Here is a 14977-nt window from a genome sequence, read left to right as displayed (position 1 = left end):
GGTGCGGGCCCGCCGTGCGGGCCCGCACCCCCACCCCTTCGACGGAGACATCATGACCGCACCCGCAGCAACGGCGCCCGCTGCCGTCTCAGCTCCCCCGGGGAAGCGCAGAGGCATCAAGAGTTCGTACCCGACGTGGTTCTACATCCCGTCCGCCGTGCTCTACATCGTCCTGTTCGCGATCCCCACGTTCGCCTCGTTCTACTTCAGCCTGACCCGGTGGTCACTGTTCGACATCGAGTTCATCGGCTTCGACAACTACGTCCAGTTCTTCACCGAGCCCATGCTCGTGCAGGGCTTCGTCAACACGTTCGTCTACGGCTTCGTGACCTCGCTGCTGAAGGTCGTGCTCGGCCTCGCCCTCGCCCTGCTGCTGACCGGGTCGATCCTCGGGCGCGGCTATCTGCGCTCGACGATCTTCTTCCCCGTGCTGGTGTCGACCGTCGGCATCGGCATCACGTTCAAGGTCCTCATGGATCCGTTCGACGGCCTCATCAACCAGACTCTGGCACTCATCGGCATCGAGGGCCCCGGATGGCTCACGGACCCCGCGTGGGCGCTGATCTCGGTGGCGCTCGTGGATGTCTGGAAGGGCGTCGGCATCGCGACCCTCATCTTCATCGCCGGCCTCGTCGCCATCCCGCAGGAGTACTTCGAGGCGGCGAAGGTCGACGGCGCGAGCGCCTGGCAGCGCTTCAGGAACATCACGCTGCCTCTCGTGCAGCCGGCCACCGCGACCGTCATCCTGCTCTCGCTCATCGGCGGGCTGCGATCCTTCGAGCTCATCTGGGCGATGACGAGGGGCGGCCCCGGGTTCACCAGCGACGTGATCGCGTCCGTCATCTACAAGCAGTACCAGGCCGGCTTCTACGGTCTGTCCACCGCCGGGAACGTCGTGCTGTTCATCGTGGTGACGGCGATCATCGTGCCCATCCAGTACATCCTCAACAAGAGGCAGGTGGAGTCATGACGCTCACCCGCACCATCACCACCGCCGGGTCCTCGAAGGCGAAGATCGCCCGCTCCGATCGGCGCCCGATGACCCCTCGACTGTTCTTCACCCGCTATGTCATCGGCATCATCGCGATCCTCGCGTCGATCGTCGTGTTCATCGTGCCGTTCGCGTTCATCTTCCTCACGGCGGTGAAGAACCCGCAGGAGGCGTCGCTGTTCGAGTTCTCGCTCCCGGCGCAGGGCTGGTTCCTCTGGGAGAACATCGTCACAGTGCTGCAGGCACGGGACTGGATGCTGGTGACGGCGTTCATCAACTCCACCGTCCTGACCGTGGCGAGCGTGGCGATCATGGTCGTGTTCGCCGCGATGGTCGGCTACATCCTGCAACGGCGCAAGTCGAAGTGGAACCACGTCATCAACATCTTCGTGCTCGCCGGACTCATCGTGCCTCCGGCCGTGGTGCCGACGATCTGGGTGCTGCAGGGCATCGGCCTGTTCAAGACCATGCCCGGCATGATCCTCATCGAGGCGACGTTCGGGCTGAGCTTCTGCATCCTGTTGTTCCGCGCGTTCGTCTCGACCATCCCGCGCGAACTGGACGAAGCGGCTGTGATCGACGGGGCTGGACCCCTGCGGCTGTTCTTCCAGGTCGTGATGCCGCTGCTCAAGCCGGTCGCGGTGACCGTGATCGTCGTGCAGTCGGTCGCCGTGTTCAACGACTTCACCGGCCCGCTGTACTTCCTGCCCGGCGACGCCAACGCGACGGTGCAGCTGACCCTGTACAACTTCCAGAGTCAGAGCCTGAGCCAGTGGAACCTGCTGTTCATGAACATCCTGCTCATCACGATCCCGCCGCTGGTGATGTACGTGTTCTTCCAGCGCCAGATCGTCGCCGGCATGACCAGCGGCGCGGTGAAGGGCTGAACGACGTCAGAAGTACTCGGCCGGGATCGTGCCACGCAGCCACGCGAGCTCGTTGTCGCGGATGAACACCGACAACGACTCGTCGCGGGTCTGATCCCGGCCGAGCCAGTCATCGAGGACGGCGATCAGCGCGTTCGCGGTCGCGATCGACGGCCCGGCGACCACGGCATCCCACGCCGCGACGAAGCCGTCGGGACTCGGGATCTCGCGCACGAGCCGATGGATGTACTTGGGCCCTGGCATCAACCGGTGCGCGCTCGCGAGCGCGGCCCTCGCGGCGGCGAGCGTCAGGTGCACCGCGGCGTGCTGCAGCAGGAACGGATCGCCGTGCTCCTCCGCCTGGCGCAGGAAGTACCCGCCGTACAGGTGCGCCTGCGCGAGGTGCGAGCGGACCCGGCCCGCCCACGCGCCGTCGTCGAGCGTACTGATCCGCTCGACGAGGGACGCGAGTTCGTCGGAACGGCTGAAGACCACCCTGGCTCCGGCGAACGACGCACGCGTCGGATCGTCAGCGCGGTCGACGGCTGTACGCAGGTAGTCGAGGTCCGCGAGCTTCACGTCGATGTACGACCCCGGGTAGTCCAGACCATACCGATCGACCCAGGCCCACCGGTCCTCGGCGGTGGAGGCGGCGAACGCCTCCGCCGTGACGACGAGGTACACGTCGACGTCGGAGTCCTCGCGTTCGGTTCCGCGTGCGACCGAGCCGATCACGACGACGCCGACGGCGTCGGGATCTGCGGCGACCTGTTCGACATAGGCGTCCAGCGCCCGCTGCTGATGCTTCATACCGAGCCACCGTAGCGGACGAGCGATGTTGCGGATCTCGATTCCCAGCCCTATTCTTGAAACGATTCATCCCATTTGAACGAGGAGCCCGTCGACGATGACCTCCCCCACCCGGGTCTGCTTCCAGCTGCAGGTCCACCCAGAACTGCTGGACGAGTACCTGGCACGCCACTCCCCCGTGTGGCCGGAGATGCTCGCCGAGATCGCGGCATCCGGCCGGCGCAACTACTCGCTGTTCCTCGGCGAGCGCGGCACGCTCATCGGCTACTACGAGACCGATGACGATGCGGCAGCGCAGGCGTATCTCGCCTCTTCCGAGATCGCCGGCCGCTGGGAGGCCGAGATGGCCCGCTTCTTCGTCGGCCTCGAAGGCCGCCCCGACCAGGCGGCCGCGCCGCTCACCGAAGTCTTCAATCTGGCGGAGCAGCTCTCCGCCGCAGCATCCGACACCGTAGAAAGCGAGCTCTCATGAGTATCCTCACCCCAGAGAACCTGTCCGCACTGGAACAGCAGGGCATCGAACTGCCCAGCTGGGCGTTCGGCAACTCCGGCACCCGGTTCAAGGTGTTCGGCACGCCAGGCACGCCCCGCGATCCGTACGAGAAGATCGCGGATGCCGCGCAGGTCAACAAGTACACCGCGCTCGCGCCCTCGGTCGCTCTGCACATCCCGTGGGACCTCGTCGACTCCTACGACGACCTGCGCAAGCACGCCGAGGACCTCGGCGTGACGCTCGGCACCATCAACTCCAACACGTTCCAGGACGACGACTACAAGTTCGGCGCGCTCACCCACGAGGATGCCGCGGTGCGCCGCAAGGCGATCGACCACCACCTCGCGTGCATCGACGTCATGGACGCCACGGGCTCGCGCGACCTGAAGATCTGGCTCGCCGAGGGGTCGAACTACCCCGGACAGGCCGACATGCGCGGGCGCCAGGACCGCCTGCACGACTCGCTCGAGCAGATCTATGCGCGACTCGGCGACGAGCAGCGCCTCGTGCTGGAGTACAAGTTCTTCGAGCCGGCGTTCTATCACACCGACGTTCCGGACTGGGGGACGTCCTACGCGCAGGTCAGCGCCCTGGGCGAGAAGGCGATGGTCTGCCTCGACACCGGCCACCACGCGCCGGGCACGAACATCGAGTTCATCGTCATGCAGTTGCTGCGCCTCGGCAAGCTCGGCTCGTTCGACTTCAACTCGCGCTTCTACGCGGACGACGATCTGATCGTCGGCGCGGCAGACCCGTTCCAGCTGTTCCGCATCGTGTTCGAGGTCATCCGCGGCGGCGGGCTGAACAACCCCGACGTGGCGTTCATGCTCGACCAGTGCCACAACGTCGAGGACAAGATCCCCGGTCAGATCCGCTCGGTGCTCAACGTCCAGGAGATGACGGCGCGCGCGCTGCTCGTCGACCGCGACGCCCTGACGGCGGCGCAGAAGTCGGGCGACGTGCTCGCGGCGAACGCCGTGTTCATGGACGCGTTCTACACCGACGTCCGTCCTGCGCTGGCCGAGTGGCGCGAGAGTCGGGGCCTCGCCGCCGATCCCATGGCGGCCTACGCGGCATCCGGTTACCAGCAGAAGATCGCAGATGAGCGCGTCGGCGGCGTCCAGGCCGGCTGGGGCGCCTGACCCGTCTGACCCACAGACCCGCCGGGGATGCGGGATGCCGATCCCCGCATCCCCGGCGTTCACCGTGAGAGGAACCGTATGACCACGCCCTATCCCGCCGCAGATGGACTCGTGCGCGTGTACCCGGCAGAGACGCCCAACGGCACCGGACTCGTCTGGGCCCACGGGGGCGGCTTCCTGTTCGGCGACATCGACATGCCCGAATCCGATTGGGTCGCCCGACAGCTCGCCGCCCGAGGCACGACCGTGGTCTCGGTCGACTACCGACTCGCCCCGGTGCCGGAGGAATTCCACCCCGGCGTCGAGGAAGCGCCCGGCCACGTCTATCCGGCCGGGTCCGACGACATGGTGACGGCCATCCGCTGGACGCGCGAGCACGCCGACGAGCTCGGCATCTCGCTCGATGCTCTCGCCGTCGGCGGAACCAGCGCCGGCGGCAACCTCGCGGCCGGCGCCGCACTCCGCCTCGCCGGGACCGCCGAGGCACCGGCGCTCGCCCTGCTCGCCTATCCGACGCTGCTCGCGGTCCAGCCCACCCCGGATGCCGAGCTGCGCGCCGCCCTCGATGCGAATCCGGACGCGGATCGCTTCGGCCCGGCATCCGTTCTGCGGATGTACGAGAACTATCTCGGCGGCTCGATCGACGACGCACCGCTGCCGGCGATCCCCGGCAATGCGACGGCATCCGACCTCGCGCAGTACCCGACGACGTTCATCGTCAACGGCGACACGGACGAGCTGCGCGTCTCCGGCGAATTCTTCGCCGCGACGCTCGCCGAAGCAGGTCGCGCCGTCGACGTCCTCACCGAACCGGGAACCCAGCACGGACACCTCAACCGACCGGAGGAGCCGGCCGCGATGCGCACGATCGAGCGGTTCGCGGCGCGGCTATCGGCATTGGTGGCGTAGCCGGGCGCGCCCTCAGTGCTCGGGAATCCAGTTCCCGTGGAGCCCGAGCGGGACGCGCGCCGGAAGGTGAACCCGCGCCAGCGGTTCGCCGCTGAAGTCCTGCGCAGCCAGCACGACCAGGTCTGCGGCGCCGCGTTCGGGATCATGGACGTAGAGCAGGTTGTATCCGTCGTCCTCGCCGGTCGCGTTCGCCGCCGGCACGAAGACCGTCTCACCGACCGCCGCGTCGCGCCCGAACTCGCGCGCCTCGGTCGTTCCGGTGGTCAGATCGTGCTTGAGCACGGCGTTCGAGAAGCCCTCTTCCGGCCGGTCGGGATCCGTGACGCTGGTCGGCGCGTACAGCTCGGTGGCTGCGGAGTAGCCGTACCGGTACGGGCGGCCCTGGTATCCGCCGTTCATCCGGGGGAAGTCCTGCGGCCTGTCATGGAGCAGCTCGGTGCGGACCCGCCCTGCGGCGAGGTCGACGGTCCAGCGCTCGAGGACCGGGCGTCCAGCGCCGATGTCGACGAGGCTGAACACGCCGCGGTGCACGACGACGTCCGCGACGACCCGGCCCGCCTCCTCGTAGGCGTTGAGGGTGTGTCCGACCATGCCCGGCGGCAGGTCCATCCAGCGGACGGTGCCCCCGGCCCGCGGCATGACACCGATCCGGGTCGGCAGATCGTGATTCCAGCCGAACGGGACGCCGGTGGCGAAGAGCTCCGGGTTGAACACCATGGGTGACACGTAGATGAGAACGAAGTTCTCGGTGAGTCCGAAGTCGTGCAGGTACGGCATCGTCGGCGCGGGAATGTTCGTCGCACGGCGGACGGCACCGCCTGGCTCGAAGACGATGTGCTGGATGAATTCGACGCCGTACTGGAACGCCAGCGAGTGCATCTCGCCGGTCCGGTGGTCGTATTTGGTGTGGGCATTGGCATTGAAGCCCTCCGGCGTGGCACCGAGATCGGAGGGCCCGACGGTGTCGAGCTCGCCGGTCAGCTCGTACGGCGCCAACCCGCCCTCGATGAGGGCGTAGAAGCGTCCGCCGTGGCCGGCGACCTGCACATTCGGAGCGAAGTCGAACCGTTCGTCCACGGCTCGCCCACGACGTGGTTCGCCCAGACGGTCAGCGACGGACGCCGAGCGCACCCAGCGGTTCCGGTACCACTCCGCGCGTCCGTCGCGCAGCCGGACGCCGTGCACCATGCCTTCGCCGAGCGTCCACAGATGCGCCGAGGCGTCCTCCAGCCCGAGCGGGTTGGGGCCGATGCGCAGGTATCGCCCATCGAGGTCCTCGGGGATCTTCCCGGTGACCGGCAGGTCGAAGGCGGTGATCTCTTCTGTGACCGGGGCGAAGTTGCCTCGGATGTATCGCTCGAGTCGCACGGCGGTTCCTCTCGTCGGTTTACACGAACGTATCATACGCTTGTATAAATAGTGAAGAGGTCGCCTAGAATCGGAGGCATGGGACACCGGGAGGACCTGCTCGAAGGCGCCAAGCGCTGCCTGATCGAGCGCGGCTACAGCCGGACGACCGCCCGCGACATCGTCGAGGCATCGAACACCAACCTCGGCTCGATCGGCTACCACTACGGCACGAAGGACAAGCTCCTCCTGCAGGCGATGATCGAACTGTCCGGCGACCTGGCCGAGACGATGATCACGGTCGGCACCGGAGCGGATGCCGAAGACGCCGGCGAGCGGCTCCGCACGTTCTGGTCGGGCATGATCGACTCCTTCCGGAACGACAGGGCCCTGTGGAAGGCGAACCTCGAGATCCTCACGCAGACCCTGCACGACGACGAGCTGCGCCAACGGCTCGCGGATACGCAGGAGCGCGGACGCGTCGGCCTCGGCGAGGCTTTCACCTCGGCGGGCGGCGATGCGGGGCGGGCCGCCGGGGCGATCCAGTTCGCGCTCATCACGGGCGTCATGACCCAGCACCTGGTCGACCCCGACCGCGCCCCGACCGCCGATGACGTCATCGCCGGGCTGCGGGCGATCGCCGCAGTGCGCTGACGCGCGGATAGATTCCTCTCATGGCACTCTCCGGCAACCTGGACGCGCAGCGTCGCAGAGACGAACTCGTCGAACTCGCGGGCACACCCCGTGGCGTACTGATCGACGAGGCGGCCGAGCTCTTCGCGGTGTCTCCGATGACGATCCGCCGCGATCTGCTCGAGCTCGAAGCCGAGGGCCGCGTACGTCGGGTGCGCGGCGGCGCCACCGCGGCGCCTCGCGCCCGCCCGTTCGATGCGCGTCGGGCAATGCGCGCCACGGCCAAGCGCGCCATCGCCGAGAAGGCACTGGACCTGGTTCCCCGTTCCGGGAACGTCGCCTTCGATGCGTCGACCACCGTGAGCACGCTCGCGTCGGCGATCGGACCGAGGGACGGGCTGACCGCCTACACGAATTCGTTCGAGAGCTTCCAACTGATGCAGCCCTTCGACGGCGTCAGCGCGGTGATCTCCGGCGGCACGGCGGAGCCGACGACCGGCAGCCTCGTCGGCCCGCTATCGCGGCGCAGCATCCGCTCGGTGTATTTCGACGTCTTCTTCTCGTCGGCGGACGCTCTCGACAGCACGGACGGAACCTCCGAGGTCTCGCTCGAAGAGGCTGAGCCCAAGCAGGCCATGGCGACGAATGCGGCGACGACCGTCGTCCTGATCGATTCGAGCAAGCTGGAACGCCGATCTGTCGCTCGCGCCCTCGAGGTGCGCGAGATCTCCGTGCTGATCACGGAGCTGGACCCACGGGACGACCGGCTCGACCCGTTCCGCGAGATCGCCGACATCCGATGATCCCTTCCGTCGAATGTTAGTTTTGTGTTATATTTCACATGATCTAACAGCTCGACCGCGCGGGTCGTGCGTCGTTCCTATCCTGGAGAGCTCATGACCAACCCGACCCCCGCCGCCCTCATCGAGCGATCGAACCGCCTGGGCGCCGACCCGAAGAACACCAACTACGCCGGCGGCAACACGTCGGCCAAGGGCACCGAGACCGACCCGGTCACCGGCCAGCCCGTCGAGCTGCTGTGGGTCAAGGGATCCGGCGGTGACCTCGGCACCCTGAAGGAGTCTGGCCTGGCCGTGCTGCGCCTGGACCGCATGCGCGCGCTCGTCGACGTCTACCCCGGCATCGACCGCGAGGACGAGATGGTCGCCGCATTCGACTACTGCCTGCACGGCAAGGGCGGCGCCGCCCCGTCGATCGACACCGCGATGCACGGACTCGTGGATGCCGCGCACGTCGACCACCTGCATCCCGACTCGGGCATCGCGATCGCCACGGCCGCAGACGGAGAAGAGCTGACGACGAAGATCTTCGGCGACAAGGTCGTGTGGGTGCCGTGGCGCCGCCCCGGCTTCCAGCTCGGCCTCGACATCGCCGAGATCAAGAAGGCCAACCCGCAGGCCATCGGCTGCATCCTCGGCGGCCACGGCATCACCGCGTGGGGCGACACGTCCGAGCAGTCCGAGGCCAACTCGCTGTGGATCATCGACACGGCTGCCGCCTACATCGAGGCGAACGGCAAGGCCGCGCCCTTCGGCGGCGTGCGCTCCGGTTTCGAGGCCCTGCCGGATGCCGAGCGGCGGGAGCGCGCGGCATCCCTCGCCGCCACGATCCGCGGCATCGCCTCGCACGACAAGCCCATGGTCGGCCACTTCACCGACGCAGACGTCGTGCTCGACTTCCTCGCCTCCGAGCGCGCCCCCGAGCTCGCAGCCCTCGGCACGAGCTGCCCCGACCACTTCCTGCGCACCAAGGTCAAGCCGCTGATCCTCGACCTGCCGGCGACGGCACCCCTGGAGGACCAGATCGCCCGACTGCACGAGCTGCACGAGCAGTACCGCGCCGACTACCAGGCGTACTACGACGCGCACGCGACGGCCGAGTCCCCCGCGATCCGCGGCGCGGACCCGCTCATCGTCCTGATCCCCGGCGTCGGCATGTTCTCGTACGGCGCGAACAAGCAGACGGCGCGCGTCGCCGGCGAGTTCTACATCAACGCGATCAACGTCATGCGCGGCGCCGAGGCGCTGTCGACCTACTCCCCCATCTCGGATGCCGAGAAGTTCCGCATCGAGTACTGGGCGCTCGAAGAGGCCAAGCTCCAGCGGATGCCGAAGCCGAAGTCCCACCAGGGCCGCATCGCCTTCGTCACCGGCGCGGCATCCGGCATCGGCAAGGCCATCGCCACCCGTCTTGCGGCTGAAGGCGCCTGCGTCGTCGTCGCCGACCTCGACCTGGAGAAGGCGCAGGCCGCCGCCGCCGAACTCGGCAGCACGGACGTCGCGATCGGCGTCGCCGCGAACGTCGCGGATGCCGAGGCGATCCAGGCAGCGCTGAACGAGGCCGTGCTGGCTTTCGGCGGCGTCGACCTCGTCGTCAACAACGCCGGACTCTCGCTGTCGAAGCCCCTGCTGGAGACCACCGAGAAGGACTGGGACCTGCAGCACGACGTCATGGCGAAGGGCTCGTTCCTGGTGTCGAAGGCCGCGGCCAAGGTCCTGATCGACCAGAAGCTCGGCGGGGACATCATCTACATCTCGTCGAAGAACTCCGTCTTCGCCGGGCCGAACAACATCGCCTACTCCGCGACGAAGGCCGACCAGGCGCACCAGGTGCGGCTGCTGGCCGTCGAGCTCGGCGAGTTCGGCATCCGCGTCAACGGCATCAACCCCGACGGCGTCGTCCGCGGATCCGGCATCTTCGCCTCCGGCTGGGGCGCGAACCGCGCGGCCACCTACGGCGTGAAGGAAGAGGACCTCGGCCAGTACTACGCCAACCGCACGATCCTCAAGCGCGAGGTCGTCCCGGAGAACGTCGCGGACGCCGTCTTCGTGCTCACCGGTCCGGAGCTGAGCCGCACGACCGGCCTGCACATCCCGGTCGATTCCGGCGTCGCGGCCGCGTTCCTGCGATGAGCATGCACGTCTCGCTCGCCCCCTCGTTCAGCGAACGATGCGGGATGCTCCGATGACACGCGCGGTCGCCGCAGTCGATCTCGGCGCGACATCAGGACGCGTCGTGATCGGGCGCATCGACGATGACATGCTCGATCTCGAACTCGTGGCCCGCTTCCCGAACGGGCCGGTCAAGCGCGAGGACGGACTGCACTGGGACTTCGACGCCCTGTACGGGCACATCGTCGACGGCCTCGCCGAGGCCGTGCGGCGCGAGCCTGCGATCGAGAGCATCGGCATCGACTCGTGGGCGGTCGACTACGGTCTGCTGCGCGACGGCGAACTGCTCGCGGAACCGTTCCACTACCGCGACGAGCGCACCGAACGCGGCGTCGCCGAGGTGCATGCGATCGCGCCGTTCGCCGAGCTCTACCAGCGCGGCGGCCTGCAGTTCCTGCCGTTCAACACGCTGTACCAGTACCGGGTGGACGCCGCTGTCGCGGGCGCCGACGCCGCCCTGCTCATCCCCGACCTCGTCGCGTACCTGCTCACCGGCGTCCAGGTCGCCGAGCGCACGAACGCCTCGACGACCGGACTGCTGGCGGTCGGATCCTCGGAGTGGGATCTGGAGCTGGCCGAGCGTCTCGGCATCCCCTCCGGCATCCTGCCCCCGCTCGTCGACCCTGGCACCGTGATCGGAACGCTCCGCCCAGAGCTCGCCGAGCGCATCGGCAAGGACCTCCCGATCATCGCCGTCGGCTCGCATGACACGGCATCCGCTGTCGTGGCCGTGCCGCTGTCGACCGCCGATTCGGCGTACATCTCGTGCGGCACGTGGGGCCTGGTCGGCGTCGAGCTCGCAGAGCCGGTGCTGACGGATACCGCGCGCGAGGCGAACTTCACGCACGAGCTGGGTGTGGACGGCCGGTTCCGGTTCCTCCACAACGTCACCGGCCTCTGGCTGCTCAGCGAGTCGGTGCGCGCCTGGGAGGCCGAAGACGGCACACCGATCGATCTTCCGGACCTGCTGGATGCCGCGGCCGCCGTGACCGGGGATATCCCGCGGTTCGATGCGAACGACCCGTCGCTGAGCGCCCCCGGCGACATGCCGGCGCGCATCGCCGCGGTGCTGACGGCGGCGGGTTCGGCCGTGCCGACCGGTCGCGCGGCGTTCGCCCGGACCATCGTGGAGTCGATCGCGCAGGCCTTCGCGGATGCCGTGCGCACTGCCGGTGAGCTGTCCGGCCGCGAGATCGATGCGATCCACCTCGTCGGCGGCGGATCGCTGAACAGGCTGCTGTGCCAGGCGACGGCCGACCGTTCGGGCGTTCCGGTGCTCGCAGGTCCTGTGGAGGCGACGGCGCTGGGCAACGTCCTCGTGCAGGCGCGTGCGCTCGGTGCCGCACCATCGACGCTCGAGGAGCTGCGCGCGCTGGTGGCTCGCACGCACGAGCCCGTGAGGTACGCCCCGCGCTGACCGCCGACACGCATCTCGCTCGTTGCGCCCCGCCCCCTCGCTCGTTGAGCGAGCGATGCGAGTCGAAACGCGGTCGAGGCCGATCAGCTTCTCCCGCGTTTCGACTCGGTCGGCTACGCGCCGTCCTCGCTCAACGCGCGTCGCGAGGGGCGATCACGACCTCCACCGGCTCGAAGCCCTCGGCCGACGCCGTGACGCGCACCTCCGCATCCGGATCGGGACGCACGATCGCCAGTGCGCGGCCGTCGTACGTGGTCACGGACGGATCCGCGAACGATTCCTCGGTGCGCGCACGGCCGGATCCCAGCCCCGCGAGCGCACCGCCGGAGACGGACACCGTCACGAGCGCATCCTGGTCGCAGACGACGGCGCCCGCAGAATCCTCGAGCGTGATCGCGATGTAGGCGAGCGCGGGGTCGACGTCCTCCTCCAGCCGCGCGACGAGCACCGGCGCACCGGCCGTCCGCAGCGACGCCCGCCCGGTCTCGGTGCCACGGCGATACGCCACCGCGACCAGCTCCCCGGGTTCGTACGACGTCTCGAACCGCGCGATCAACGGCCGCGGCTTCCCGACCGCGCTCCGGCCCACCGGCGTGCCGTCGCGAAGAAGCTCGACCTCATCGGCATCCGCGTAGACATCGACTGTGACGGGCGACCCCGAGGGAACTCCCCAGCTCCAGCTCGAGACCACGTCATCCCATGACCACGGCGTCTTCGCCGTCGGCCGCCCGTGGTGCTGGGGACGGTGGACCGCGATCACCGGCTCGGCCCGCAGCCCGAACGCGATCTCGCGGTAGTACGACGCCGGCAGCCGGTGCCCGGTGATGTCGATATCACCGCACTGCGCGAGCAGATACGGGTACGGACCGGCCGTCCCCGTCGGCTCGTACCCGTCGACGTCCGTATAGTCGACGCGGCCGATTCCGGCTTCGCCGATGTAGTCCCACCCCGTCCAGGTGAAGTCGCCGATCACATGCGGCAGCCGTGCGACGGCATCCCAGAGCGCGGCGATCCGATCAGGGAAGGTCTCAGACCCGACGATCACGCGGTTCGGGAACAGCTCGGCGTCGAGTTCGTAACGCGAGTCGGCGTAATTGAACCCGACGACATCGAGCACGGCCGCCGACTCCTCCGTGGAGTCCGTGACGAGAGTCGAAGCGTTCATGCGCGCCATCTGCTCGCCCATGTCGGCCATCATCGTGTTCGGATCGGATGCGTCGGCCGATGCCATCGCCTCCTGCACGCGCTCCAGGTTCGCGATGATCCCGTTGATGCCGTTGGTCACGAACCGGTCCGGGTCGAGCCGGCGGAACTCCTCGGCCAGCCGTCTGCTCCATGTCGCCCCGTGCGGCGTCGCGAGCTCGAGGATCTCATTGCCGATCGAGTACATGATGACGCTCGGGTGGGCGATGTCCTTCGCGACCAGTGCCGCGACGTCCCCCGGCCAGCGCTCGTCGAACCCGAGCGACGAGTCGAACGCCGTCTTCGACTTCGTCCACACGTCGGTCAGCTCGTCCATCACGAGCATCCCGTGCCGATCGCAGGCGTCGAGCAGCGCGCGACTGGCCGGGTTGTGCGCGCTGCGGATCGCGTTGAACCCGGCGACCTTGAGGATGCGCACGCGGCGGTCCTCGGCTGCGGCTATCGAGACGGCTCCGAGCGGGCCGTTGTCGTGATGGATGCAGGCGCCGCGGAGGTCGACCGTCTCGCCGTTGATCCGCAGGCCGTGCGCCGTGTCGAGCTGCAGTCGACGGATGCCGAGCACGGTCTCATCGCGATCCACCAGTTCGCCGTCGATCGCCGAGAGCACCGTTCGCACCCGATACAGATGCGGGGCGTCCGGACTCCACAGCCGCGGGGCCGCGACAGGCAGGCGAACGCGGGCGACGGCATCCGCACCCGGCAGGATCGTCACCGGCGCGGTCCCGGATGCGACCTCGCCATCGCGTTCATCGACGACCGTCCAGCTCAGGCGCCGGGTCGCCGTGTGCCTGGTGCCGTTCTCGACGCGTGTCGAGATCTCCACCATCGCGCGTTCCGCATCGATGTCGGATGCCGCAGCCCTCGTGCCGTCGAGCGCGATGTGCACCGGATCGCCGACGACGAGGTGGACGGGCCGGTAGATGCCGCCGCCGGTGTACCAGCGGCTGTCCCGGTGCACGCGCGCCTCGACGGCGATCGTGTTCGTCTCGCCGTGCTTCAGGAACGGATCGGCATCCACGACGAACGCCGCATAGCCGTTCGCCTCGTGCGCTGCGAAGTCGCCGTTGATGTAGACCGTGGCGTCGCGGTAGACGCCCTCGAACTCGATCCGGACGGTCCGGTCGCGCCACTGGGCCGGAACATCGAACGTCCTGCGGTACTCGAAGACCCCACCGGGGATGTATCCGGCGTGCACGCCCTGCCCGCTGTCCGCGGAACGGGGCAGGTCGCGGAGCGCATCGTGCGGGATCGACACGGGCACGGCTGCTGTCGCGGCATCCCGCGCTTCGAACGCGCCGAGCTTGGGGCCGACGGTCCAGCCGTCGACGAACGGAAGGCGGATCACGCGGAGCCCTCCTCTTCGGACGCGACGGGCCCCTGCGCATCCCAGTCGATGTCGACGAAGGCGGAGAACAGATCCCGCAGTTCCTGTGCCATGTCGACCACGCTGCGATCGAGCAGCCATTGGACCTGCAGTCCGTCCATCATCGCGATCATCGTGACCGCACCGCGCCGCGGCGTCATGCCGGCGCGGAGACGGCCCTCGGATTCGAGAGCCGTGAACGCCCGTTCGATGTTGGCCCTGGTGTACTCGTAACGGCGCACGAAGTAACCGTGGGCCGGATGATCCGGCGAGGTCCCCTCGGCCGACAGCGTGCAGTACAGTTCGACGACGCCGGGGATGGAGGCGTTGTGGGCGGCGAGTTGCACGAGGCCTCTGAGCACGGCCGCGCCGTCGTCCGATTCGATCGGGACGAGCAGGCGCGAGTTGTCGTCACGGTGTTCGAGGACCGCTTCGAGCAGAGCGACCTTGTTGCGGAAATGATGCAGCACACCCGCCTCGCTCATGCCGACGCGGGAAGCGATCTCCCGGAGCGAACCCGAGCGATACCCCGCCTCGGCGAACACCTCGAGCGCGGCATCCAGAATCGCCTCGCGCGTCTCCCGCGATTTGGCGTACTCGCCGCGCGGCGCGCGCCGGGGCGTCATGGTCTGTCTGGTGTTCGTCATCGTTGTCACCGTATCTCAGCCGGATTCGCCCTCGTCGGCGCCGGTCAGCGGACCTCTCGAGTCTGTTCTATAACGAATTCCGAGCAATCGCTAGTTTTTTGGGGCAAAAACCTAGTGTCCATTCGTTTTTCCTGCTAGCTTCACTCGGCAAGAGGTGATCCACAGGGGTATCACCGCATCGAAG

The 14977-nt window shown here is 68.2% G+C and carries 13 protein-coding genes; 9 read left to right on the top strand and 4 right to left on the bottom strand.

Annotated features, from left to right (window positions below; genetic code table 11):
* The first annotated feature begins 52 nt into the window (after positions 1-52).
* Together M2317_RS13545 and M2317_RS13540 are read left to right on the top strand one after the other, a co-directional pair.
* Positions 53-970: a carbohydrate ABC transporter permease gene (locus tag M2317_RS13545; RefSeq protein WP_429460967.1), complete on the top strand. Its 918-nt coding sequence runs from the start codon at positions 53-55 to the stop codon at positions 968-970.
* A 68-nt stretch (positions 971-1038) separates the two neighbouring features.
* Positions 1039-1878 carry a carbohydrate ABC transporter permease gene (locus tag M2317_RS13540; RefSeq protein ID WP_429461167.1) on the top strand — a complete coding sequence of 280 codons (840 nt, stop codon included), beginning with the start codon at positions 1039-1041 and terminating at the stop codon, positions 1876-1878.
* Positions 1879-1884: 6 nt separating this feature from the next.
* On the opposite strand, the gene M2317_RS13535 is transcribed toward M2317_RS13540, so the two are convergent.
* Positions 1885-2667, bottom strand: coding sequence for a nucleotidyltransferase domain-containing protein (locus M2317_RS13535; RefSeq protein WP_429460965.1), 783 nt, complete (start codon positions 2665-2667; stop codon positions 1885-1887).
* 97 nt (positions 2668-2764) lie between these two features.
* On the opposite strand from M2317_RS13535, the gene M2317_RS13530 reads away from it, so the two are divergent.
* The 3 genes from M2317_RS13530 to M2317_RS13520 all read left to right on the top strand — a co-directional run bounded on the left by M2317_RS13530 (position 2765) and on the right by M2317_RS13520 (position 5211).
* Positions 2765-3139, top strand: coding sequence for an L-rhamnose mutarotase (locus M2317_RS13530; protein ID WP_429460964.1), 375 nt, complete (start codon positions 2765-2767; stop codon positions 3137-3139).
* Positions 3136-4302 (top strand): L-rhamnose isomerase, encoded by a 1167-nt coding sequence (gene rhaI, locus M2317_RS13525; RefSeq protein ID WP_429460962.1) that lies wholly within the window; start codon positions 3136-3138, stop codon positions 4300-4302. Before M2317_RS13530 ends, rhaI begins: the two co-directional genes overlap by 4 nt.
* A gap of 78 nt (positions 4303-4380) precedes the next feature.
* Complete coding sequence (locus tag M2317_RS13520; protein WP_429460960.1) at positions 4381-5211, top strand: alpha/beta hydrolase; 831 nt, start codon at positions 4381-4383, stop codon at positions 5209-5211.
* Positions 5212-5223: 12 nt separating this feature from the next.
* Here the strand turns inward: M2317_RS13520 and M2317_RS13515 are convergent, their stop codons facing one another.
* A complete protein-coding gene (locus M2317_RS13515) occupies positions 5224-6579 on the bottom strand; it encodes a carotenoid oxygenase family protein (protein ID WP_429460958.1) in 1356 nt (451 codons plus the stop codon).
* Between the two features lie 78 nt (positions 6580-6657).
* Here M2317_RS13515 and M2317_RS13510 point away from each other — a divergent pair, with 78 nt between their 5' ends.
* The 4 genes from M2317_RS13510 to M2317_RS13495 all read left to right on the top strand — a co-directional run bounded on the left by M2317_RS13510 (position 6658) and on the right by M2317_RS13495 (position 11580).
* Positions 6658-7212: a TetR/AcrR family transcriptional regulator gene (locus M2317_RS13510; RefSeq protein WP_429460956.1), complete on the top strand. Its 555-nt coding sequence runs from the start codon at positions 6658-6660 to the stop codon at positions 7210-7212.
* A 20-nt stretch (positions 7213-7232) separates the two neighbouring features.
* Complete coding sequence (locus M2317_RS13505; protein ID WP_429460954.1) at positions 7233-7994, top strand: DeoR/GlpR family DNA-binding transcription regulator; 762 nt, start codon at positions 7233-7235, stop codon at positions 7992-7994.
* 93 nt (positions 7995-8087) lie between these two features.
* A complete protein-coding gene (locus M2317_RS13500) occupies positions 8088-10124 on the top strand; it encodes a bifunctional aldolase/short-chain dehydrogenase (RefSeq protein WP_429460952.1) in 2037 nt (678 codons plus the stop codon).
* 52 nt (positions 10125-10176) lie between these two features.
* On the top strand, positions 10177-11580 hold the full coding sequence (locus M2317_RS13495) for a rhamnulokinase (RefSeq protein WP_429460950.1): 1404 nt from the start codon (positions 10177-10179) through the stop codon (positions 11578-11580).
* Between the two features lie 130 nt (positions 11581-11710).
* Here M2317_RS13495 and M2317_RS13490 read toward each other — a convergent pair whose 3' ends face one another.
* Complete coding sequence (locus M2317_RS13490; protein WP_429460948.1) at positions 11711-14128, bottom strand: glycoside hydrolase family 2 TIM barrel-domain containing protein; 2418 nt, start codon at positions 14126-14128, stop codon at positions 11711-11713.
* A complete protein-coding gene (locus M2317_RS13485) occupies positions 14125-14793 on the bottom strand; it encodes a TetR/AcrR family transcriptional regulator (protein WP_429460946.1) in 669 nt (222 codons plus the stop codon). Before M2317_RS13485 ends, M2317_RS13490 begins: the two co-directional genes overlap by 4 nt.
* Positions 14794-14977: the final 184 nt, after the last annotated feature.

This window comes from Microbacterium sp. ZKA21 (genome assembly GCF_050434165.1).
Taxonomy (GTDB): Bacteria; Actinomycetota; Actinomycetes; order Actinomycetales; family Microbacteriaceae; genus Microbacterium.
This window is presented reverse-complemented; position numbering and strand designations above follow the sequence as displayed.